Origin of the sequence: Shewanella pealeana ATCC 700345 (genome assembly GCF_000018285.1) — a bacterium.
Taxonomy (GTDB): Bacteria; Pseudomonadota; Gammaproteobacteria; order Enterobacterales; family Shewanellaceae; genus Shewanella; species Shewanella pealeana.
On record NC_009901.1, the window covers coordinates 1,063,264 to 1,084,104 of the forward strand.

At 44.4% G+C, this 20,841-nt stretch carries 23 protein-coding genes; 13 read left to right on the forward strand and 10 right to left on the reverse strand.

Annotated features, from left to right (window positions below):
* Positions 1-106: 106 nt before the first annotated feature.
* Positions 107-2,431 (reverse strand): LPS assembly protein LptD, encoded by a 2,325-nt coding sequence (lptD, locus tag SPEA_RS04530; protein WP_012154126.1) that lies wholly within the window; start codon positions 2,429-2,431, stop codon positions 107-109.
* 149 nt (positions 2,432-2,580) lie between these two features.
* Between lptD and SPEA_RS04535 the strand changes: the two genes are divergently transcribed.
* The 5 genes from SPEA_RS04535 (at position 2,581) to SPEA_RS04555 (ending at position 6,785) form a co-directional block, all read left to right on the forward strand.
* Positions 2,581-3,627: an aminoglycoside phosphotransferase family protein gene (locus tag SPEA_RS04535; protein WP_012154127.1), complete on the forward strand. Its 1,047-nt coding sequence runs from the start codon at positions 2,581-2,583 to the stop codon at positions 3,625-3,627.
* The gene (murU, locus tag SPEA_RS04540; protein ID WP_012154128.1) at positions 3,628-4,296 is read left to right on the forward strand and encodes an N-acetylmuramate alpha-1-phosphate uridylyltransferase MurU; all 669 of its coding nucleotides are present in this window, start codon (positions 3,628-3,630) and stop codon (positions 4,294-4,296) included.
* Entirely contained in the window at positions 4,296-5,075 is a 780-nt protein-coding gene (gene djlA, locus SPEA_RS04545) for a co-chaperone DjlA (RefSeq protein WP_012154129.1), read from the forward strand. The genes murU and djlA overlap by 1 nt, the downstream gene beginning before the upstream one ends.
* A 54-nt stretch (positions 5,076-5,129) precedes the next feature.
* Positions 5,130-5,741, forward strand: coding sequence for an outer membrane beta-barrel protein (locus tag SPEA_RS04550; protein ID WP_012154130.1), 612 nt, complete (start codon positions 5,130-5,132; stop codon positions 5,739-5,741).
* 90 nt (positions 5,742-5,831) lie between these two features.
* Positions 5,832-6,785: a D-2-hydroxyacid dehydrogenase gene (locus SPEA_RS04555; protein WP_012154131.1), complete on the forward strand. Its 954-nt coding sequence runs from the start codon at positions 5,832-5,834 to the stop codon at positions 6,783-6,785.
* A 111-nt stretch (positions 6,786-6,896) separates the two neighbouring features.
* Here SPEA_RS04555 and purT read toward each other — a convergent pair whose 3' ends face one another.
* Entirely contained in the window at positions 6,897-8,072 is a 1,176-nt protein-coding gene (gene purT / locus SPEA_RS04560) for a formate-dependent phosphoribosylglycinamide formyltransferase (protein ID WP_012154132.1), read from the reverse strand.
* Between the two features lie 312 nt (positions 8,073-8,384).
* On the opposite strand from purT, the gene SPEA_RS04565 reads away from it, so the two are divergent.
* The 3 genes from SPEA_RS04565 to SPEA_RS04575 all read left to right on the forward strand — a co-directional run bounded on the left by SPEA_RS04565 (position 8,385) and on the right by SPEA_RS04575 (position 11,550).
* On the forward strand, positions 8,385-8,804 hold the full coding sequence (locus SPEA_RS04565; protein ID WP_012154133.1) for a DUF3302 domain-containing protein: 420 nt from the start codon (positions 8,385-8,387) through the stop codon (positions 8,802-8,804).
* Between the two features lies 1 nt (position 8,805).
* The gene (locus SPEA_RS04570) at positions 8,806-9,942 is read left to right on the forward strand and encodes an HlyD family secretion protein (RefSeq protein ID WP_012154134.1); all 1,137 of its coding nucleotides are present in this window, start codon (positions 8,806-8,808) and stop codon (positions 9,940-9,942) included.
* 132 nt (positions 9,943-10,074) lie between these two features.
* Positions 10,075-11,550: an AAA family ATPase gene (locus tag SPEA_RS04575; protein ID WP_012154135.1), complete on the forward strand. Its 1,476-nt coding sequence runs from the start codon at positions 10,075-10,077 to the stop codon at positions 11,548-11,550.
* Between the two features lie 106 nt (positions 11,551-11,656).
* Here SPEA_RS04575 and SPEA_RS04580 read toward each other — a convergent pair whose 3' ends face one another.
* Positions 11,657-12,211, reverse strand: coding sequence for a DUF4136 domain-containing protein (locus SPEA_RS04580; protein ID WP_012154136.1), 555 nt, complete (start codon positions 12,209-12,211; stop codon positions 11,657-11,659).
* A 125-nt stretch (positions 12,212-12,336) separates the two neighbouring features.
* On the opposite strand from SPEA_RS04580, the gene SPEA_RS04585 reads away from it, so the two are divergent.
* On the forward strand, positions 12,337-12,648 hold the full coding sequence (locus SPEA_RS04585) for a DUF1289 domain-containing protein (protein ID WP_012154137.1): 312 nt from the start codon (positions 12,337-12,339) through the stop codon (positions 12,646-12,648).
* Here SPEA_RS04585 and SPEA_RS04590 read toward each other — a convergent pair.
* Genes SPEA_RS04590 through SPEA_RS04605 form a run of 4 tightly spaced genes read right to left on the reverse strand, consistent with a single transcriptional unit; the run spans position 12,645 to position 15,941 of the window.
* Positions 12,645-13,913, reverse strand: coding sequence for an ATP-binding protein (locus SPEA_RS04590; protein ID WP_012154138.1), 1,269 nt, complete (start codon positions 13,911-13,913; stop codon positions 12,645-12,647). The two genes, SPEA_RS04585 and SPEA_RS04590, sit on opposite strands and share 4 nt — an antisense overlap.
* Before the next feature lie 18 nt (positions 13,914-13,931).
* Positions 13,932-14,645, reverse strand: a complete 714-nt coding sequence (locus tag SPEA_RS04595) for a response regulator (protein ID WP_012154139.1) — start codon at positions 14,643-14,645, stop codon at positions 13,932-13,934.
* Complete coding sequence (locus SPEA_RS04600; protein WP_012154140.1) at positions 14,645-15,028, reverse strand: DUF3019 domain-containing protein; 384 nt, start codon at positions 15,026-15,028, stop codon at positions 14,645-14,647. Before SPEA_RS04600 ends, SPEA_RS04595 begins: the two co-directional genes overlap by 1 nt.
* A gap of 37 nt (positions 15,029-15,065) precedes the next feature.
* Positions 15,066-15,941, reverse strand: a complete 876-nt coding sequence (locus SPEA_RS04605) for a MipA/OmpV family protein (RefSeq protein ID WP_012154141.1) — start codon at positions 15,939-15,941, stop codon at positions 15,066-15,068.
* 249 nt (positions 15,942-16,190) lie between these two features.
* Between SPEA_RS04605 and SPEA_RS04610 the strand changes: the two genes are divergently transcribed.
* Positions 16,191-16,727 carry a GNAT family N-acetyltransferase gene (locus SPEA_RS04610; RefSeq protein ID WP_012154142.1) on the forward strand — a complete coding sequence of 179 codons (537 nt, stop codon included), beginning with the start codon at positions 16,191-16,193 and terminating at the stop codon, positions 16,725-16,727.
* Here SPEA_RS04610 and SPEA_RS04615 read toward each other — a convergent pair.
* The gene (locus SPEA_RS04615) at positions 16,724-17,209 is read right to left on the reverse strand and encodes a YcxB family protein (RefSeq protein ID WP_012154143.1); all 486 of its coding nucleotides are present in this window, start codon (positions 17,207-17,209) and stop codon (positions 16,724-16,726) included. The genes SPEA_RS04610 and SPEA_RS04615 overlap by 4 nt on opposite strands.
* A gap of 138 nt (positions 17,210-17,347) precedes the next feature.
* On the opposite strand from SPEA_RS04615, the gene SPEA_RS04620 reads away from it, so the two are divergent.
* Positions 17,348-17,683, forward strand: a complete 336-nt coding sequence (locus SPEA_RS04620) for a TehB family protein (protein WP_012154144.1) — start codon at positions 17,348-17,350, stop codon at positions 17,681-17,683.
* Between the two features lie 53 nt (positions 17,684-17,736).
* Here the strand turns inward: SPEA_RS04620 and SPEA_RS04625 are convergent, their stop codons facing one another.
* Positions 17,737-18,621, reverse strand: a complete 885-nt coding sequence (locus SPEA_RS04625) for a universal stress protein (protein WP_012154145.1) — start codon at positions 18,619-18,621, stop codon at positions 17,737-17,739.
* A gap of 322 nt (positions 18,622-18,943) precedes the next feature.
* On the opposite strand from SPEA_RS04625, the gene SPEA_RS04630 reads away from it, so the two are divergent.
* Both SPEA_RS04630 and SPEA_RS04640 read left to right on the forward strand, forming a co-directional pair.
* Positions 18,944-19,168: a hypothetical protein gene (locus SPEA_RS04630; RefSeq protein WP_041410845.1), complete on the forward strand. Its 225-nt coding sequence runs from the start codon at positions 18,944-18,946 to the stop codon at positions 19,166-19,168.
* 426 nt (positions 19,169-19,594) lie between these two features.
* On the forward strand, positions 19,595-20,347 hold the full coding sequence (locus SPEA_RS04640) for an SDR family oxidoreductase (RefSeq protein ID WP_012154146.1): 753 nt from the start codon (positions 19,595-19,597) through the stop codon (positions 20,345-20,347).
* 53 nt (positions 20,348-20,400) lie between these two features.
* On the opposite strand, the gene SPEA_RS04645 is transcribed toward SPEA_RS04640, so the two are convergent.
* Entirely contained in the window at positions 20,401-20,820 is a 420-nt protein-coding gene (locus SPEA_RS04645) for a VOC family protein (RefSeq protein ID WP_012154147.1), read from the reverse strand.
* Positions 20,821-20,841: the final 21 nt, after the last annotated feature.

Sequence of the window (20,841 nt, forward strand, 5' to 3'; positions counted from 1 at the left end):
ATTGAGTGTCATTTACGGTATTTACATACCGGGTTAATGATTCTTTAGTCCTGCTTTGACTGCATGTCGTTAGCTAGGTTCAGCATTTTTTTAAGTTATTTATTTGCTAATTCTTCAAATAAAGTGGCTTACGGTAGTTAAATAGACCGTCATCCAACATATCTGACACACCTAATGGGCCAGAACCACCGAGTCCTTTTAAGACAAAGTTTAGGTAGATCCCGCTCTCAAATAGCTCACGAGTATCCTGTACCGGGTTATCTTCGTCAATATAATTGGTCTTAATGCGGTAATGATAACTCAAACGTACAGCCCAGCAACATGATTCATACTGAAAACCTGTGTAGGTTTCTACCGCTCGGCTTTCATTTAGATCGTAGTACCAGTTACCCACCAAATATAAACTGTCATTAATTGGCCAAGCTCCACGGAAGCCAATCTGCTTAATATCTACCGATTCGTTGGTGTTGGTATTTAGCAGATCCGGAACGTAACGATAGCTAGCTTGCAAAAGCTTATTGGTGCCTGGACGATAGTCTACCGTAACTTCACTCTTCTTGTTTTCGCTCTCTTTAGCATCATATTGAATCGATCCACTTAAGAACCAGTCAGAATAGAGTTGGGTCGTCAATTCCGCGGCAATCGCGGAGTTAGATGTGTTCTCTTGCACAAAGGTATCGTTGCTGCCTGTGATATCATTGATGCCAACACGGCTGTCTTCTAAATAGATAATCTGGCCCAAGCTGAACTTAAACACTTCACGGTTTTGTTCGTTAAACAGCTTAGTGGTTAAACCTAATGTAAATTGATTAGCATCGGCTATTCGGTCAAGGCCAGAGAAACGACGATCCCTAAATAGGCCGTTGTAATCTTCTTGCAGCAGGGCTGTATCGTAAATACCTATGTCCGATTGATCTTCGTAACCTACGTAAAGGTATTGAAACTGCGGTTCAAGAGTTTGACGATAGTTGGTGTCAAAATAGTCGGTAAAGCGTTCAAAATTGACCTGACCATGAATACGCACCTGTGGCAGAGTACGGTTCACATGTTCTGAAAGCTCAGAATTGGAAAGATTTGATTTATCATCTTGCCAGTAGTTGGTCTGTAGTAGTTTTACTTCACTGGTCAATGACCCTGCTGGTCCGTGGATCGGATAGGAGATGCTTGGCTCTAAGTGAACACGAGTCGCAGTCGAGTATTCGCTATCTTGATGCTCGAAGTTTGTGGCTTCACTATAAAGGTTAAAATCTAGGCCGTGCCAGTAGCTTGGGGCGCGGTAGTTAAAGGTAAACTGCGGCATCACCTGATAGGGTTTCTCCTCCTCGCCAAGCACTTTAATGTCTTGTACGCGGGCACTGAAATCCCAGTTTTGTTCAAAATAACTGATTTCACCGATGCGGGTGAGTTGGTTATCAGTCGCACGCTGAACGTCAGAACTTAGGTCATTAAAGTAGTTGTTATCCGAGACATCGGTATAGTTTGCCAAGACGCGCCAGTTCTTATTTATCGCGCCGCTGTGCTCCCAGTGATATAGGTATCTATCTGGGCTATTGACAAGCTTGTCGTCATCGGCAAGGTATTCAATGTTTAATTGACCTTGCTGTTTCTCTCCGGCTAAATATCTAAACTCGGTCTTAGTGAATAGACCTCGTGCTGACATATAGTTGGGGGTGAACGTTAAGTCATATTCTGGTGCGATATTCCAATAATAAGGTGTGGCTACCTCAACACCATTAGTGGTGCTGGTGCTAAATGATGGAAATAAGAAGCCAGATTTGCGTTTGTCCGATACCGGAATAGTCATGTAAGGAATATACATAACCGGCACGCCAGCAATTTTAATCTTAGCGTCCCAAATTTCTCCCCACTCCTCGGTACTGTCTATCTTGATGCGGTCGGCTTCAAGCAGCCAGTCAGGATCTTGGCCCGGGCAGGTAGTGAAGTTAGTGCCAGATAGCAGCAGGTTATTTTCTTTGGTGATCTCTAGCCTGTCAGCATCACCGTGGATCTGTTGTCCGGTGAGCCAATATTGCGCCCCACTTAGGACTGCACTGTTGCTACGCATCTTAGCTACTAAAGAGTCGGCGGTGACTGTAAATATCTCATCTTGGAAGACTAGGTTGCCATTGGCATGCAGCTCTTCAGACTCTTGGTCTAGAATCGCTTCATCCGCAGCGATATTTCGACCACCTTGACTGAAGTTTACATCACCATTGAAGGTCGCTTGTTTGCCCATCTGCGCCGCAGAGCGGTCGGAACTGATATAGATCCGCTCCAGATCAGCAGGAGTATTCATCTCGTAAAGTGGAACGTAAGGCTTTACTGGTGGTACAACGACGCACTGTGAGCTCGACGCTGCTACAGTTTCGGTTTCGTCTGCTAAGACTAATTGGGGAAGCAGGCTCAAGGCCAGAAAATAACGGATCTGCATCTTAGGTCAATTAATTATGATTTCTTAGTCGGACAGTGAAGAGGAGTAGGTTGCCGATAAGGGCAACACAGCCAAATAAATTTTTTCAATTGCTTAGCTGATTCCATTTTGTCGTTATAATAAAGCAATTTCTTCTTAAGAGCCATGAGGTGCCCTTGTCAGATCCTAGATTTCTTCAGTTAAATGCATGGCTAAACCAGTATTTTAATGCAAATGTATCGCCGCAGTTAATATCTGGCGACGCAAGTTTTAGACGCTACTTCAGAATCGTGGTGAATAATCTGTCTTATATTGTAGTCGACTCACCGCCTAACCTTATCGACATTAGCCCATTTATTCAATTAGCTGACAGTTATTCTAAGCAGGGAATAGCTGTACCTGAAGTGATTGCTAGTGATAATGAACAAGGCTTGATGCTATTGAGCGACCTTGGTGATGTGCAGCTGTTGTCTGTGCTCAATAACGATACTTTGCAGGACTATTACTCTCAGGCCTTAGTACTACTCAAAGACATCGCCAGAGTCACCCATACCCAAGTGGGCGCCTTAGCGCAATATGATGCTGAGTTTGTTATACGCGAATTAACCATTTTCAGCGAGTGGTTAGCCCTGCATCATCTGGGTTTAGATCCACAGCAAGTAAAAACTCATACAGAGGCTGCGTTTAAGTTATTGGTTGATAACGCTCTAGAACAGCCGCAGGTAGGTATGCATCGTGACTACCACAGCCGCAATATCATGCTGCAAAATGAGCAGCTTAAAGTTATCGATTTTCAAGATGCGGTTATTGGGCCTGTGACCTATGATGCGGTTTCTCTGTTGAGGGACTGCTACATTCGCTGGCCGGATAATGCTGTCGACGCCTTAATGCGCCAGCACTATGAGCAATGTATTGAAACACAGCAGATCGATTCTGAAGTAAGTTTTGCCCAATATCGACGCTGGTTTGATTTAATGGGAATACAGAGACACATTAAGGCGGCAGGTATTTTTGCAAGGCTAAATTACCGTGATAATAAACCCGCCTATATGGCAGATATTCCACTGACGCTCGAGTATATCCGTGATATTGCTGGGCGTTATGCCGAGCTGCAAGTATTGAGCAACTGGATAGCAGAGGTGATTATTCCAGCGGTGAATGCCAAGAGTGATGTTGAGAGTGGCATTAGCATTGGTGTAAAGAGTGAAGGGCAATAAATGAAAGCGATGATTTTAGCGGCGGGGCGAGGAGAACGTCTACGGCCATTAACTGACTCTCTACCTAAACCTTTGGTCGAGGTAGCAGGAAAACCTTTGATTGTTTATCACATCGAAAAACTTGCTGCTGCAGGTTTTACCGAAATAGTGATTAATCACGCTTGGCTTGGTCACAAGCTGGTCGAGCTATTAGGTGACGGGCGTAAATGGCAAGTCAGCATTCAATATAGTGAAGAAACATCGGCGCTAGAAACAGGCGGCGGTATTAAGCAAGCACTGACTCTATTGGGCGATGAAGCATTTCTGGTTATTAACGGAGATATCTTCATCGATGAACTGCCTGAGATTAAACCACTTGAGGCGGGCACTCTTGCACACCTATGGCTTGTCGATAATCCGCTGCAGCATCCCCATGGTGACTTTGCTTTGCAAGAGGGCAGGGTTTGTGAACAGGGGCTCGAGAAGCTAACATTTTCAGGTATAGGGGTTTATCACCCTCAATTATTCAGAGACACACCTGAAGGGGCCTTTGCATTAGCGCTCTTGTTACGCCAAGCCATGGCAAAGAGTCTGATTGGTGGTGCTCATTTTAAACAGTATTGGTGCGATGTGGGAACAGTGGAACGACTCGCACAAATAGAAGCTCGTGAAACAAGTAAGGTTAGATAATGCGTATTTGGGGTAAAGTTTTCGGCTTCATTATTGGATTTATGTTTGGCCGTATTGGTGGCGCTATTTTTGGGCTTTGGTTAGGGCATATGTATGATCGCAGGCAAAGCCAAAAAGCGGGGCTAGGGGGTGGCGGTAAGCGACAGGCTCTGTTTTTTAATACCACCTTTTCGGTCATGGGGCATGTTGCCAAGGCATCGGGGCAGGTGACTCAAAATGATATTCGTATGGCGACTTCGCTAATGGATCAGCTTAATTTAAGCGGACAAGCAAGAGCCGATGCTCAGGCCGCTTTTCGCGAGGGTAAAGAAGCTGATTTTGATATCTACGCCTGCCTAAAAACCTTCAGGTTGATTTCAATGGGGCGTAAAGAGCTGTTGCAGATGTTTTTGGAGATCCAAATTCAGACGGCGCTTGTCGATGCTCAGTTGGATCAAAAAGAGCTATCAATATTGTCTATCATTGCCAAGGAGCTAGGTTTTAGTCAGAAGCAACTCGATGACTTGCTTGCACGTTGGCAGGCTGAGTTTAACTTCCATCGAAGTGGTGGTGCTGGCAATCAAACCTCGATCAAAGATGCCTATAAGCTACTGGGTGTTTCTGAGTCGATGTCAGATCAGGACATTAAGCGAGCATATAGAAAGTTAATGAATGAACATCATCCGGATAAATTGGTTGCCAAGGGCTTACCCGCTGAAATGATGGAAATAGCCAAATCAAAAGCGCAAGATATTCAAGCCGCTTATGATAGAGTTAAGAGTGATAGAGGCATGCGCTAGTGATTTATAACTAGTTATAACTAGGTCAAAATAATAGCAATATAGGGATATATTATGAAAACCAGCTTAGCGATTTTATTAGGTTCGTTTTGTGCATTACCTGCGATGGCGGAAGTTTATGTCGCGCCGTTCGGCGGCTATAGCTTCGGTGCTAGCGAGTTCGATATATCGAGTACCGAGTCGGAAGATAAAGGCAAGGTTAAGGTCGCCGAATCACAAAACTATGGCGTGATGCTGGGTTTCACCACCAAGGATCCAGGCAATGTTTACCTGCTCTATAGCCATCAATCAACGGACTTAAAAACGGGCGATAACTTTAGTCCAAGCGTGATTACCTCGATGGATGTGGATTATTTCCATGTAGGCGGTAGTCTCTACTTTCCGATGCAGAGTGTGAAACCTTATATTACGACCAGCCTAGGTTTAACCAATATGCGACCCGGTGGCGATTATTCTAACGAGACACGCTTTTCTGTGGCGATTGGTGGTGGCGTCGAGTATCAAGCAACTGAAGCGTTTTCGCTATTTGCTGAGGTCAAAGGCTATGCGACCTTTATTAATGCCGATAATGCGCTATTTTGTGGTAATAACGGTTGTCTGTGGAACATTCAATCGGACATCATGTGGCAAGGACAGGCTAATATTGGCGCCAGTTTTAAGTTCTAAGCGCTAATTTTTAGGGACAAGGTTTAGAGCCAACTTTTAGAGCTAAGTTTACGTTTTGGAGTTAGTGATTTTTTAGCTAAGGTTATTTTGATGAAACTTGTTGTGCTCGACGGATATACGTTAAATCCAGGTGATCTCGATTGGCAAGCATTAGCAGCGTTTGGAGAGCTAAGCGTCTTCGAACGTAGCGCGCCTGAAAAGGTACTCATCCGTAGTCAGGATGCAGAGATTATCTTTACCAATAAGACAGTGCTCGATGCCGCAACATTAAGGCAACTGCCTAAGCTTAAGTATATCGGCGTCCTTGCTACAGGCACCAATGTGGTCGATCTCGAGACTGCAAAAGAGCTGGGAATAGTGGTCACCAATGTGCCCGGTTACGGTCCCGATGCGGTCGCACAGATGGTGTTTGCTCATATACTCCATGCCACGCAGCAGGTTGCTTTGCACTCTGACGCTGTAAAGCGCGGGATCTGGAGTGAGTCGAAAGATTTTTGCTTTACACTTACGCCGCTGCAATCGTTAAAGGGCAAACGTTTAGGTTTAATCGGTTTTGGTGATATAGGTAAAGTGGTTGCTCAAATTGGGCTGGCCTTTGGTATGGCGGTATTGGTCAATACCCGTAATCCTAAAATCAAATTGCCAGAGGGTTGCCGTTGGGCCGAGCGAGAGGTGTTATTTAGTCAGTCAGATATTATTTCTCTGCACTGTCCGTTCACCCCTGATACCGATAAATTGATCGATGCTAGCGTGCTTGAGAAGATGAAGTCTTCAGCAATCTTGATTAACACCGCTCGTGGTGGTCTTATCGATGAAGCTGCATTGTCGGCTGCATTAGAGCTAGGAGCGATAGCTTTTGCGGGTGTTGATGTATTGTCTACCGAGCCACCATGCCAAGATAACCCATTGCTGAGAGCCAAGAATATCAGTATCTCGCCCCATAACGCCTGGGCAACCATAGAAGCTAGGCAGAACTTGCTCAATATAGCAGTCGATAATCTTTCGAGTTTTAGTCAAGGCCAAGTGAAAAACCGAGTTAATTGATTTCCTGATATTCTGGTGAAATTTAGCTAGAAGGTATAAAACAAATAAGCCTCAAATTTAACGCTAAACCTTTAGCGAAAATTTGAGGCTTTTTAATTAGCAGGTGTTTATTTACAGGATGACATTAATCTTGCTGGCAGCGCTTAGGGCTTTGTCGACGGCCTTATCGATATTTATGTCTCTAGCAAGTGTCACACCTAAGCGGCGTTTGCCATCTATCTCAGGCTTGGCAAATAAACGTACTTGGGTATTTGGTTCGACTAATGCTTCGGCCACACCTGAGAATTGAATATTACTCGATGTGCCTTCGCTCAAGATCACCGCCGATGCACTCGGGCCATGCTGGGCAATATTGCTAATTGGCAGCCCCAAGATTGCACGAACATGTAGGGCAAACTCAGATAGATCTTGGCTAATTAGCGTCACCATACCGGTATCATGGGGGCGCGGCGAAACCTCAGAAAAGTAAACATCATCGCCTTTGATAAACAGCTCAACCCCAAACAGACCATAACCACCAAGCGCCTCAACGACTTTTTTACCGATAGCTTGTGACTTGGCAAGTACAACTTCAGACATCGCCTGTGGCTGCCAAGATTCACGGTAATCTCCGTCTTCCTGACGATGGCCAATAGCATCGCAGAAGTGAATACCATTTACCGCACTAATTGTGAGTAGGGTGATCTCGTAATCAAAGGGGATAAAGCCTTCTACAATCACTCGTCCCTTACCCGCACGGCCGCCTTCTTGAGCATATTGCCAGGCTGATTCAATTTGCTCTTGAGTGCGGATAACGCTCTGGCCTTTACCCGATGAGCTCATCACTGGTTTTACCACACAAGGCAAACCGATAGTGGCTACGGCATCGTTAAACTCGGCTTCAGTATCGCAGAAGAAGTATGGCGAGGTTGGTATGTCTAAAGTCTCAGCTGCAAGGCGGCGTATGCCCTCTCTGTCCATAGTGAGTTGGGTCGCTTTCGCTGTCGGCACGATATTGACGCCTTTAGCCTCCATTTCAACCAGAGTTTGCGTCGCAATCGCTTCAAGTTCTGGAATGACTAAGTCAGGTTTTTCGAGGTCAATGATCGCTTTTAACGACAGAGCATCGAGCATATTGATCACATGTGAGCGGTGAGAGACTTGCATTGCGGGGGCGTTAGGGTAGCGATCAACTCCTATGACTTCTATACCGTAGCGTTGAAGCTCGATCGCCACTTCTTTACCCAGTTCTCCACAGCCAAGCAACATGGCGCGCTTAGCATTTGCAGATAAAGCTGTACCTATCATTTTGATTACCTTTTTAGATTGTAGGGGTTGTTATCGATTGCTAAACCGATAAGGCGGTCAAGTTAGCAATGCAGTGAGGGGCACTTTTTGTACCCTCATTTTTATTTTTTCTAGTGTAACGTGCAGTCTATTTATCAAGGTCAATATTAGCGGCAAGTGTGGGCGAGATCACTCTTGCCGGCTAAATAGGTTGTTCCTAATATGCGGTTTTAAGTGAAAAAAAATAGAATTGTGTGCTCAATATTGCCAAGATGTTGTTAGAATGTGTTCAGGCTCGATCGCCGTAAATGACGGTTTAAAAAGGAGTGCACCGTGTTTTTAGATTACTTTGCGTTAGGAATTATATTTTTTGTTGCGATTTTCCTCTTCTATGGGGTGATAGCTATTCATGACATCCCTTACGAGATCGCTAAGAAGCGTAACCACCCACAGCAAGACGCCTTGCATATTGCAGGTTGGGTAAGCTTGTTTACTTTGCATGCCATTTGGCCATTTTTGTGGATCTGGGCAACCCTTTATCGTGAGGATCGCGGCTGGGGATTTCAAGAGGTGGTCGAAAAAGAGCAAATATTGGAAAGTGAGGTAAAAGGATTGACGGAAAGCGTGAGAAAGTTAGAGCAAAGATTAGCAGAAATGGAGGCGTCTCAGTGTGGAGCCAAGCCCGTAACCTCGTCAGCCAAGACACAAGCTCCTAATATGACTGATTCTCAATCTGACGGCGCAGAGGTGTAACATGGATTTACTACTCGTATTGACCTATACCGCTATCTGCATTGCGATTTTCAAGATATTTAAGATCCCACTGACCAAGTGGACGGTACCGACCGCCATACTCGGCGGCATATTTATCGTCGGTGCCTTGATCTTACTGATGAACTATAACCACCCTTATACGCCATTTGCGAAAGAGTATTTCGTTACCACCCCAATTAATCCCGCGGTTCGGGGCGTAGTTGTATCGGTAGAGGTTGAGCCTAATACTCCGATTAAGAAGGGAGACGTGTTATTTAGGATCGACCCAACCCCCTTTCAAGCGATTGTGAAGCAAAAGCGTGCAGCGTTAGTTGCGGCCGAGCTTGAAGTACCACAGCTAGAGGCCGCGTGGGAAACCGCAAGAGCATCGGTCACAAGGGCGACCGCTGATAGAGATAGAACTAAATCGGCATTCGATCGTTATGAAAAAGGACGTAAGCGCGGTGGGGTTAACTCACCCTTTACAGAGCTTGAGCTCGATAACAAACGTCAGCTTTATTTTGCATCTGAAGCACAATTAACCGCTGCTAACGCAGAGGAGTTAAGGGTTCGTTTAGCTTATGAGTCAAACGTCGATGGCGTTAATACCAAGGTCGCAGGCATTCAAGGTGAGCTTGAAAAAGCGCAGTTCGAACTTGAGCAGACTGTGGTCAAGGCTCCTGCCGATGGCATGGTGACCCAGATGGCACTCCGCCCGGGTATTGTGGCTGTGCCTATGCCATTAAGACCCTTACTAAGCTTTATTCCTGATGAAGAGCGGGCTTTTGTGGGGGCATTTTGGCAGAACTCATTACTCAGATTAAAAGAAGGGGATGAAGCTGAGGTAATTTTAGATGGTGCGCCGGGGCAAGTATTTAAAGGTAGAGTGGCTAAAGTCTTACCAGCCATGGCCGAAGGTGAGATCCAGTCATCAGGTTCTTTGATTTCATCGAATCGTTTAATGACACGAGGCAGAGCCTTAGTACTGATTAAACTTGAAGATCATGAAGTTCGAACGCGCTTCCCAGCGGGTGTTTCGGGTCATGCGGCTATCTACACCGAGCACTTTGCTCATGTATCAGTGATGCGACGAGTCTTATTAAGAATGCAGGGCTGGCTAAACTACCTATTCCACTAATAGATGCAATAAAACTGTGGTTGATACTGCTACAATGTTGAACTGCACTTGATATAAAGGGACCTTAGCGTCCCTTTTCTTTTGGGTAATATGCTAAAGCCATTAGCATCCGATATCTGTTCAAGGATTAACATGCAAGATATTCAAGACCTTAGTGCTGTACTGCGCTCCAACACGCCTATTATCGTCATAGAGACCTATGAGGAGTATCGGGTGATCGAATTACTTAGAAAAGTCTCTAATATCCTATATCAACCGCTGTTTAGTTGGAGTGTGACTCAGGGGTTGATGCGAGTCGATAGTGGCTTGGGGCGACAGAAGTTTAACTGTGAACCTGGTGATATTCTTGGGCAGATAAAATCGACCAAGGAGCAAGGCATTTATGTTTTATGCGATTTCCACCCATTTGTTGAGGACGCACCTAAAAATGTACGCTTACTGAAAGAGATAGCTCTTGAATACGAAGCGTTAAAACATACCATAGTGCTAGTGAGTCATGAGTTTACTATCCCTCCTGAAATCAAACATTATTGTGCACACTTTAGACTGTCACTCCCCAATACCGCTCAACTTTTAAACCTCATCTACGAACAAATCGACAAAGTCCGCAGCGAGGGCATGATGCTGAATGTCGATGATGAAGCCGTGGCAAAACTGGCTGAAAACTTAAGAGGGGTGACCTTTGACGATGCGAGGCGCTTAGCCCATAAGGCGATAGTCGATGATGGGGCGATTACTCACTCCGATATCGACAGTATTAACCGTGGTAAGTTTGAGCTGCTAGATATGCAGGGGGTATTGCAGTTTGAGTATGATACCAGTGACTTTTCTCAGGTGGCGGGTTTACATAATCTTAAGCAATGGCTGAGCCATAGAACGCCATCAGCGCATACACAAATACTCGAAGATAAACCTAAAGGGATCTTATTACTTGGCGTGCAAGGTAGCGGTAAGAGTCTAGCAGCAAAGGCGGTAGCTGGCATGTGGCAAAGACCACTGCTGAAGATGGATATGTCTGCGCTTTATAATAAATACATAGGTGAAACAGAAAAGAACCTGCGTAAGGCATTGGAACTTGCAGATTTGATGGCGCCATGTGTGCTCTGGATAGATGAAATAGAAAAAGGTCTGAGTAGTGGTAGTGGTAGTGGTGACGATGGCACCTCACAGCGAATTTTAGGTACCATTTTAACTTGGATGTCGGAGCGAAAATCAGATGTATTTCTGGTCGCTACTGCCAATGATATCAGTGCATTACCACCAGAACTGATGCGTAAGGGGCGTATGGATGAAATCTTCTTTGTCGACCTGCCCGATGCCAATATCCGCCAAGCTATTTTTCTTATTCATATTCAGCGACGTCAGCTTGAACCAACGCAGTTTGAGTTAGCTCAACTTGCTAAACTGAGTCAGGGTTTCTCTGGTGCCGAAATCGAGCAGGCGGTGATCTCTGCCATATATACGGCAAAGGCGTTAGAGCGAGAGGTGGATCAGAGCGCGCTGCTTGAGGAGCTGATGAAGACGCGGCCACTGTCAGTGGTCATGCGAGAGAAGTTGCAAGCCTTAAGGCAATGGGCTGAGGGGCGTACGGTTAATGCTCATCAATAGCATTTTATCAATGGGTTAAGCCTAGGAAAGTCGCTCGAGTTTCCATAATTCTCTGAGGTAATAGTGTGATGAACCGAACGAGCGAGGTTCGGTTTATCGTGATTGTTTACCTTTCTCGTTTAGGCGGGAATTGTGCCAAGATCTTAGCGACTGTCGCCTTGGTTTCTTCTGCCTTAGCTTCGCCACCATCGTCGAAATTGAACTTATCTGTACCGCGCCAGATCAGCTGATTAGTTTTTGGATCGATAATATCTATCTGTATGGTTTGGATTTTGGCAGTATCACTGCCAACAGGCACATCGACACTGGTGCCGATACTTGCTCCGCCAGAGCTGCCCCAAGAGCCTGTGCCTAAGCCAATAGTGAAACCTGAATCTTTGGGTTTATTTTCAACCTTAAAACCGTAGGCTACAGTAAAATCGCCATTCTCAGCTTGAGCTGCAAAGCCTTGGCGAGTGAGTGAATTGGCTATTGCCTGCTGAATTCTATTGGCGCTCAATGGGTCGCTGTTCTTGCTTGGTTCGAGCTGTGAAAAACTCTTTAAACTGGAAAAGTCATAATTGAGGTCGTAATCATTTTTAGGACTAGAGCTACAAGCGACAAGTAATACTAGCGGTATCAAAACTAGGCTGAATAAAAGGCCTCTTGGCTGTATCTTCATATTGTTGTTATCTCTATGTCTGAAGTGCGATGAAAGGGCTGTGTTTCGCTGCACTGAGTGAATATTAATAGTTATCACTGTATTTATTTTAGCCATTCATTGTCAAATTAGTATATGTTTAAGTAATGGAGCAGTTAGAGTTTTTTGAAATCCCCAGCCCCTGTATCGGCGTTTGCCAGAGTGATGCAAGAGGCTACTGTAAAGGGTGTTTGCGTAATCGAAACGAGCGCTTTAATTGGCTCGAGTTTTCCGATGCGCAAAAATATGATGTGATTCGCTTATGCAAGCAGCGTAAGCGAAGGCGTCAGCTTGCAATATTAAAAGCTAAGAAGGCGCAATTATTAGATGCAAGGGCGCAAGCCAATACCAGTCTTGAATTTGGCGATGAATTAACGGCAGAGACACATGACAATCTAGAGGAGTTTAAGCTAGATTAATCTTCCTTTGTCTTAGGCCAGAATAAGGTAAATTGAGTAAAGCCAGGCCGGCTTTGTAAACTGACCTCGGCATGGTGTCTGTCCATGATCCGCTTGATTATTGCTAAGCCTAAGCCGTGACCCTTATTACCATTTTTACTGCTGCTACTGCGATAAAATGGCTCAAATATCTTGCTCTGATCTTCCTCTAAAATCCCCTCACCGTGATCGGTAACTGACAGCCTTATCCCGTCTGTATCTTGAGATATTTTGACTTTAATATCGTCAGTCGAGAACCTTTGAGCGTTAGTGATGAGATTCTGTAGTGCACGCTCGACCAGCGATGGCTCGGCGATTAGGTAGATCGTTTCCTCTGGTTTATCGAGCACGATAGGAGTCGGATTGTGGCTTTGGAGTCGTCTTATCGTTTGTGCGACTAGGCTGTTTAAATCACAGCGCTCAAAGTTGAGTGACTCCCTCTGAGTCTCGAGACTGGCATATGTGAGTAACTCTTGTAGCAGGTTTTCCATCTCTTTGATATCGAGCTTCATCTCATCTAAAAAGCGCTGACGATTTGCCTCATCAGAATTTGGCTGACAGTACTGAGGTAATAGGGCTAAGGCGAATTTAAGCCGCGCTAATGGGGTGCGGATTTCGTGTGAAACGGCATTAGAGAGATGCTTCTGATTTTCGATAAGCGCACTGATATGAGCAGCCATATCGTTAAAGGTATTTGCTAACGGCAATACTTGCGAGCGTTTGGGTAACTTTATTCGAGTGTTCCAATTGGCTTGGCCAAACTCCTTGGTGGCCTTACGTAAGGTTTTAAGATCTTTAGATAATGGCCAGACCCAAATGAGTGCAATAAACGCTAGCAACAGATAGAAAAAGATATTGTAGATATTTCTTAAACTGGCTGCAGGGTCAATCGCTATAGGGCCAGCCATTAAAACTTGCTCACCCACAGCCACAAATTGCAGCTCGTGGTTGATATCATAGGGGGTCGCAATCACTTTATTGGCTTGAACGAGTTGTTCGCTTGAAAATGCCACCTGATCAGAATCGAGTAGGGTAAGAGCAAAGTCCGGGTCGGCTTCGATGGAATCTAGCATCGCCTGACGTTCGGCTGGAGGGAGGGCCGCTAATACTTGCGCTAAAGCGACTAAAGGTGCATCGAGTGCACCTTTTTCGTCAACATTGTTTTGCCACAAATTATCCAGAGTCCAGCCGATGCCTAAAAAGCCAAGGCTGAGCAGAAGATAGAGGCTAATAAAAAGACGTTTCATCTCTATGAATGCGCTGGTTTAGTTATTCCATGCTTCTGGTGCGAATAGGTAACCTTGGCCCCATACCGTCTTAATTCTAAATGGCGTTTCAATATTATCGCCAAGTTTCTTTCTTAGACGAGAGATACGCACATCAATCTTTCTATCCTTACCATCAAAATCGATATTGAGCAGGTATTGATAGATATACTGACGACTCATTACTTGTCCTGCCTGTGATGCAAGCAGCCATAGTAGTTCAAATTCGTGACTAGTTAGATCGACCTCTGTTTCACCCAAACGAATGGCTTGAGTGTGCGGATCTATGCTCAATTTACCAAAGCTGAGGCAGTGGGACTCTACTTGTGCGGGCTTTGCTTGTCGGCGTAATAAATTATTGATACGCGCAACTAATAAAGCGGGATCGACAGGCTTAACGACATAATCATCTGCGCCTAACTCTAAGCCCTTAATCTGGTCTTCATTTGAACCTAGGGCGCTCATTAACAGGATAGGGCCGGCAAAGTAGTCTGGTAGCTTTTCACATAGGGTTAAACCGTCCATGCCTGGCAACATGATATCAAGCAAAATAATGTCAGGCTTATAGTTTATTAGGCGGGTTAAAACTGTGTCGCCTCTACGCTCTACTTCGACGTGCATGCCATGTGATTTTAGGAAATCGACAATCAAATTGGCCAAACGAATATCATCTTCAACTAACAAAACTCTATGCGTAGATTGAGAGTTGGTCATTAGAATAAGCTCCATGGGTTGCGATATCGTCGCCTAACTTGAGGCGAAGAAGCGGGTGTAACTTTTAATTTTACACCTGCAAGTGTCTCGTGGGTATCTTTGTCTATCATCACAAACTGAATATCACGATCTGCTCTGATATTAATGGTTAAAGAGTGAATATCTGGTGAGGGACTACACCATTTTTTTAATTCATTGTAATCGGAAATGATGCAAACTGTTTGATTTGTTAACAATTGCCATTCTAAAGTGACTTCAATATCACAGGACTGGCCATCTTCCGATGTGATACAGATCTCAGGGGACAGTTTGAGGCTCGGCTCTAAAGCCTCTGCGTTATCTATTGCAGCAGCAGATGCACTCACAATTGAGCCTAGAAGCATCCAACAAAGTATCAGTTTTAATTTTGAAAACACTCGCTTAGAACCTATACGCTGCGCCAACAAAATAGGTGCTTGTGTAATCTTTATCTACAAGTGGGCTATCGACTATTGCGTCAGCGATATCTGTGTAACGCGCAACTAAGAGCAAATTCCAGTTTTCGGTTAATACATACTGGCCCGTAAATTCGATGCTCTTATTCAATGCCGACTCCGCTTGATATGCTTGGTTCCAGTAGAGGCTTTCACTTGGTCTTACGCCGTAGTAGTAATCAACAACCTCATCACTCTTCCAGTCTAACACTGCAGCAAATTCGAAATTCCATTTATCTAAAGGAATGTTATAGAACCACTTCAATTTAGACTCTAGGCCACCATGAACATCTAAAATATCATGAGCGACGCTTGCGTGCACTATACCAAATCGGGTGTAAATAAAAGCCTCGTCTCCGCCAAGATATGTAAAGTTTCGATTTTCCAGTTCGCCAATAACGGGCTCGACTATCGATTTGGTTGACATGGTGGCTCCAATCGAGGATGTCGCACTTTGGTTGCCGCTACCACTGAGCAGGAAAATATTTGAAGGGTCCCAACGGTGGAAGAAGGCGCTGTCATGGCTAAAAGTCGTCACCATATTGACCGTGTAATTCTCACCTTCGGCCAAGGTGTAACCGATATTACCATTATCAAAAAACCAGCTATTGCCATAATAGGCAAGGGTTGGCACTACATAAATAGGGATATCTTTATAGTCTTTAAGCGGGTTAGATTTATTGCCATAGCCTAAGCTAAAGCCCAGATCCCAACGACCGACTTCGATGCAGTCTGTATTGTTATCACAGCTTGCTGGAGCATTTGCGAACACGGCTGTGGAATATAAGCTGATAGTAAGCAGAAGCGCTAAAAAGTATGGCATCTAAAACATTGACTCTTGATTACAAAATTAACAAATGAAGCTATAGAGTATCATCTATTCCAATATGCAGCATGTTTGATAGGAAAGTTGTTGCAAACTGATACAGTTCGAAAAATAGTCTATTTTGATGTTTGTTGATGAGGCAGGAAAGTTATAATTAATTGTTAAAGTGCGCTTATTTATTGACATATAAGCTATTTTAGCGAAAGTTGACACTATAGTAACGCCATGCTGAAAAAGGAGAGTGTAATGACTGGAGAGCGGATCCCTCTAGAGATGGGCAAAACAATTTTGGTAGATATAGATATTCGTCACAGCTTAGATGGCGATATTGATGGTATTTGCCAACTGTATAGTCAGCCGAGTTGCTATAGCGCAACCTTGCAGCACCCTTTTCCGTCTTTACAGCTTTGGCAGAAACGTTTGATGAACCTGCCTGAGAACTTCTACAGCTTAGTTGCCGTCAGGGAGGGTGAGGTTGTCGGCCAGATTGGGATGGAAGTATTTACTAACCCAAGGCGTAAGCATGTTGCTAATATCGGTATGGCCGTGCATGAGTCATACAGAGGCATAGGCATCGCTTCGGCTCTGCTCGAAGCCATGGTGTCATTGGCACAAAACTGGCTTGCGGTGCGGCGGATAGAACTCGAAGTGTATACCGACAATCACTTAGCCGTTAGCCTGTATAAAAAGCATGGTTTTGTGATTGAGGGAGAAATGCGTGAATATGCTTTTCGTGATGGCGAATATATTGACGCATTTCTGATGGCTAATGTTAGAGATTAGTCATTTGTCTCTGACATCTTGCTTGAAACAAACTCAGTGGCTTGCTTATCCAGGCTGCGCTTAGACAGATAACTGGTTCCCTTGGCGTGCTTGATTAAGAAACCTTGCTCTGTGGAGGTGATGCTGTTGATGTCTTGCCACAATATAGTACCTTGAACATAGAATGAGTCATTAGTTATGCCTGACTCATCTATGGTTAAGGTCACTTCGTTATTTGCGGCTTTGCTCATCATCTGGCGCATCAGCCACCATGGTTTTCTAAAGTAGACACTTAGGGCTTCGAGAGCACCTAGGGCTATGATGAACCACGAGGCATAGCCATTGATATTGGTTAGCAGTAAGGCGATACCTACGATGCTAAAGATAATGGCCTTGCGGTAAGCGCGTATGGTTTTGTCGACCACAACAGATTCATCGTAGCACTCGCTAAAATGGCTCTTGTCTAATGTGTATTGTGTGGTGTAGCTGTATTGTTGGTTCATTGTTTCTCATTATTACTCGCAAGGGCTTGCGAGTGAATATTGGTGTTAGTGCGGCTGATTATAGTGTTTAGTTTGCTGATAGTCGCTTAACTTGAGCTTAAATCGGATTAATTACTCTTTAATAAACGAGGCTAAACTATGGCTAAGATCCCGACAGATTACGTTAATTATAAATCCACACCGGTATTTGAGGAACATACAGTACCCAAGATGTTTCTTCATCTGCATAACACTAAAGCGGGCGTGTACGGCCAAATTCATGTATTAAATGGCGAACTTAAGTTTTATGGATTTAAAGATAGGCGTGGAGATGTGGAACAAGAAGTGGTCATTAAAACCGGTGAAACTGGCATCTCACCACCTCAATATTGGCATAAAGTAGAGCTTCTCACCCATGATACTCAGTTTAGGGTCGATTTTTGGGCACAAAAGGACTCAGAAATAGTCGCTAAAAACCTATCAGAACGAGATTGAGGTCTTCCCTATTGCGGCTTGGTTGGCGGCATTAGTGGGGCATTCCTAGGACATTAGTGTAGCTGTGGCTTGATGGCTAAAATATCACATTTGAGCTCATCGACTATCGCACAAGAGGTGTGGCCTTTTAAGTCGCTGATTACCCCATGATGCTCACCGGCACCAATGATTAAGAGATTTGCGTCACATTGGTTTGCAACTGAAGGGATGACATGATCCGGTAACCCTTGTTCAAGATGCAGATGGTCATCGGCTAAATGATAGCTTTTTGCACTATTGAGTAATCGTGCCCAGTGTTGCTTTTTTTGCTCTTCATCTGTGATTAAATCTTTCCTCCTTTCTACTGACATACTCCAGTTTTCGGTTTGGTAACAGTTAACTAAGTGAATATCGTTATCTAACAAAGAAGCCAGCTGCTGGCTATCATCGAGTAAACACTGATTTAATTTACTGTGTTCAATCTGGGAGTTAGAGGTTTCTAGTGCGGTGAGGATATGTCCGTGTCTTTGCCAACTTTTGTTGCCCACTATCATGATGGGAAGCTCACAATCTCGCAGTAAGTGCGCTTCACAACTAGGAATAAATTCGTTCAGGATTGCACTGCGATGTTGATTGTTAATCATGATTAAATCGTAATTACCTGCCTTTGTTTCCTTGATAAGCGCAACATGGTCTTTGGTTTTCTCAATATTTTTGATCTCAACCTCAACACCTTGACGTTGGTATTTTGCTAAAAGCTTTTTTACAAACAGCATAGGGTCAAGGGCATTATTTGGGATGAGCCCAAGCCTAGTTAATAAGTTACCGTTGGGATGATCGATTTTTAAGGCGGTGACTTTAGAATGAGTCTTCTTAGCGAGTTGTAATGCCTTATGCAGTGCAAATTGTGCCGGTGAATCATTATCGATAACCGTCAGTGTGTGATGGTACGCAATCATGGGGAGTGCTCCGTTAGCCTTGCACTCCCTTGCCATTAACGCTTGTCCCTAATCCTGTAAACTTAGCCTATAACCCGATAAACACACAGGTTTGCTAATACTAATTCACGCTTAAAGCAAGGTTTGTAAGTGCATTCAGATCTACAGAATTATAAGTTATTGATTCAGCGCTGCCCCTCGAAGATCTCATCCAAATTATTTCAACGAAATTTATTAATCGAAAATTCCTCTCATTGTTATTAACAATCATTAACCTGACATTAACTTCGGTCATGGGTATGGTTTTACGCTATAGGGAAAGGGCGCTATAGGGAGGTGCAAGATGCAAGCATGCAAGAATAAGCCACAAAGTAAGACTGTGAACTCAAGTCTCCAGTGTGAGCATGACGAGAATAGCAGTTGGGAGCTATTCGATCTAATCGAGATGCAAACTGAGTTTGCCTTATGCCAATCCATGGCAGGTTCAAAGACATTGGCCATCATGTTCTGTCTCAGAGTGATGGGATATGGCGGGTTTATTCTATTTCTACTAAAAATGGCGTCGTGAGTAAGGGTTAACTGCTAAGGAGAGCGTGATGTTTGCATTGGCTGCTGAATTACTTTTTTGGATTATCTGGGACTTTGTGCTCTCTTTTATATTCTATTTCACCGGAGCGCTACTGCTGTATTTATTTAGCTTTGGAAGAATTAACTATTCCCTGTCTCCAACAAGGTTTCTATCAAGGCCAAGAGTGCGAGGCCGATCAGAAACGGACAAGCCTTTTCTGCTTGGGTTTGTTTTCTATATTGGTTTATTCGTACTCGCTATCTACTTGAGCTGACTCGTTTCAAAAGTGACTTTTCAACAATGGTATTCACAAGTCATATTTGAAGAGTCACCTCAGTATTGTCTAAGCCCTCTAGGTTTACATTCTCACCTCTGAGCAGTAGGTTAGATATTGGCTAGGGATGGTAACAGTGTTAAGGGGAGATGATGACAAACCGTCAAAGGATATTAATCACTGGCGCAAGTTCAGGCCTAGGTAAAGGCATGGCCATCGAGTTTGCCAAGAAGGGGCGAGACCTAGCGCTATGTGCACGGCGAGTCGAACGTTTAGAAGTTCTCAAGCAAGAGTTACTGCAGTTAAATCCCAATATTAAGGTTTCGGTCAAAGCACTCGATGTGAATCAGCATCAAGCTGTTTTTGCGGTGTTTAATGAGTTTAAGTCTGAGTTTGGACAGCTAGATAGAATTATTCTCAATGCGGGAATGGGGAAGGGCGCATCTATTGGCACTGGACATTTTGAGGCTAACAAGCAAACTGCTGAAACCAATTTTGTCGCTCTATTGGCACAAGCTGAAGCGGCAATGGCCATTTTTCGTGAACAGAATTCTGGTCACTTAGTCACAATATCTTCAGTGAGTGCGGTGAGGGGCTTTAGACGAGCGATGACGGTTTATGCGGCCTCGAAGGCGGCGGTAACCTCGTTAACGGAAGGCATTCGTATCGATGTGATGCATACGCCGATTAAGGTCAGTTGTATTCATCCTGGGTTTATTCGTAGTGAAATTAATGAGCATGTGGCAAAGGTTCCCTTTATCGTCGATACGCAAACGGGTTGTAGGGCCATGATAGCCGCTATAGAAGCCGAAAGGGCAAGCAGTTTCGTGCCACGTTGGCCTTGGTCACTATTGCGCTGGTTAATACCGCTTGTGCCGAACCGCTGGATAAGACGAATGAGTTGATCAGGCTCATGTTCAGCGATATATCTTTGTTTTTAAACTAAGTCAGCATACTTTTAATCGTAGCGATTACGAAGTGTTGGGATATCAGTCAGGTATTCGACAAACTCGACCTCATAACCATCGGGGTCAATAAAGTACACGTTGCGTCTAAAAGGATCTTCGGCGCCAGGTTTATCTATGTCTCGACCGATTTGTGCCAAACGAGCGATGACACCATCTAGGTCATCGGTGACAAAAGCAAAATGTGCCATGCCGACTTGATGGCCAGTCAAGTCGCGATTGTCAGCATCGCCATCATCGTTGAATGTTAGGTACTGGTAGTCATCACCAAAGTGGACCCAGTTACGCTCCACACCATGCCAAGTCGATTTTCCGCCACCTCTAACCTGCCAATGGGGAAAGATAGCTCGATAAAACTCGAGTGCTTTAGGGATATCTCTGACAACCAAATTTAAGTGTTCTAAACGCATCATGACAAACTCCTTGTAATTGAA

Excerpts from the sequence above, each read along its gene's own strand:
- djlA (WP_012154129.1), top strand. The coding sequence starts at position 4,296 with ATGCGTATTTGGGGTAAAGTTTTCGGCTTCATTATTGGATTTATGTTT.
- SPEA_RS04645 (WP_012154147.1), bottom strand. The coding sequence starts at position 20,820 with ATGATGCGTTTAGAACACTTAAATTTGGTTGTCAGAGATATCCCTAAA.
- SPEA_RS04590 (WP_012154138.1), bottom strand. The coding sequence starts at position 13,913 with ATGAAACGTCTTTTTATTAGCCTCTATCTTCTGCTCAGCCTTGGCTTT.
- SPEA_RS04630 (WP_041410845.1), top strand. The coding sequence starts at position 18,944 with ATGCAAGCATGCAAGAATAAGCCACAAAGTAAGACTGTGAACTCAAGT.
- SPEA_RS04620 (WP_012154144.1), top strand. The coding sequence starts at position 17,348 with ATGGCTAAGATCCCGACAGATTACGTTAATTATAAATCCACACCGGTA.
- SPEA_RS04625 (WP_012154145.1), bottom strand. The coding sequence starts at position 18,621 with ATGATTGCGTACCATCACACACTGACGGTTATCGATAATGATTCACCG.
- murU (WP_012154128.1), top strand. The coding sequence starts at position 3,628 with ATGAAAGCGATGATTTTAGCGGCGGGGCGAGGAGAACGTCTACGGCCA.
- SPEA_RS04640 (WP_012154146.1), top strand. The coding sequence starts at position 19,595 with ATGACAAACCGTCAAAGGATATTAATCACTGGCGCAAGTTCAGGCCTA.
- SPEA_RS04615 (WP_012154143.1), bottom strand. The coding sequence starts at position 17,209 with ATGAACCAACAATACAGCTACACCACACAATACACATTAGACAAGAGC.
- SPEA_RS04575 (WP_012154135.1), top strand. The coding sequence starts at position 10,075 with ATGCAAGATATTCAAGACCTTAGTGCTGTACTGCGCTCCAACACGCCT.
- purT (WP_012154132.1), bottom strand. The coding sequence starts at position 8,072 with ATGATAGGTACAGCTTTATCTGCAAATGCTAAGCGCGCCATGTTGCTT.
- SPEA_RS04585 (WP_012154137.1), top strand. The coding sequence starts at position 12,337 with ATGGAGCAGTTAGAGTTTTTTGAAATCCCCAGCCCCTGTATCGGCGTT.
- SPEA_RS04610 (WP_012154142.1), top strand. The coding sequence starts at position 16,191 with ATGACTGGAGAGCGGATCCCTCTAGAGATGGGCAAAACAATTTTGGTA.
- lptD (WP_012154126.1), bottom strand. The coding sequence starts at position 2,431 with ATGCAGATCCGTTATTTTCTGGCCTTGAGCCTGCTTCCCCAATTAGTC.
- SPEA_RS04555 (WP_012154131.1), top strand. The coding sequence starts at position 5,832 with ATGAAACTTGTTGTGCTCGACGGATATACGTTAAATCCAGGTGATCTC.
- SPEA_RS04550 (WP_012154130.1), top strand. The coding sequence starts at position 5,130 with ATGAAAACCAGCTTAGCGATTTTATTAGGTTCGTTTTGTGCATTACCT.
- SPEA_RS04595 (WP_012154139.1), bottom strand. The coding sequence starts at position 14,645 with ATGACCAACTCTCAATCTACGCATAGAGTTTTGTTAGTTGAAGATGAT.
- SPEA_RS04580 (WP_012154136.1), bottom strand. The coding sequence starts at position 12,211 with ATGAAGATACAGCCAAGAGGCCTTTTATTCAGCCTAGTTTTGATACCG.
- SPEA_RS04605 (WP_012154141.1), bottom strand. The coding sequence starts at position 15,941 with ATGCCATACTTTTTAGCGCTTCTGCTTACTATCAGCTTATATTCCACA.
- SPEA_RS04570 (WP_012154134.1), top strand. The coding sequence starts at position 8,806 with ATGGATTTACTACTCGTATTGACCTATACCGCTATCTGCATTGCGATT.
- SPEA_RS04600 (WP_012154140.1), bottom strand. The coding sequence starts at position 15,028 with ATGCTTCTAGGCTCAATTGTGAGTGCATCTGCTGCTGCAATAGATAAC.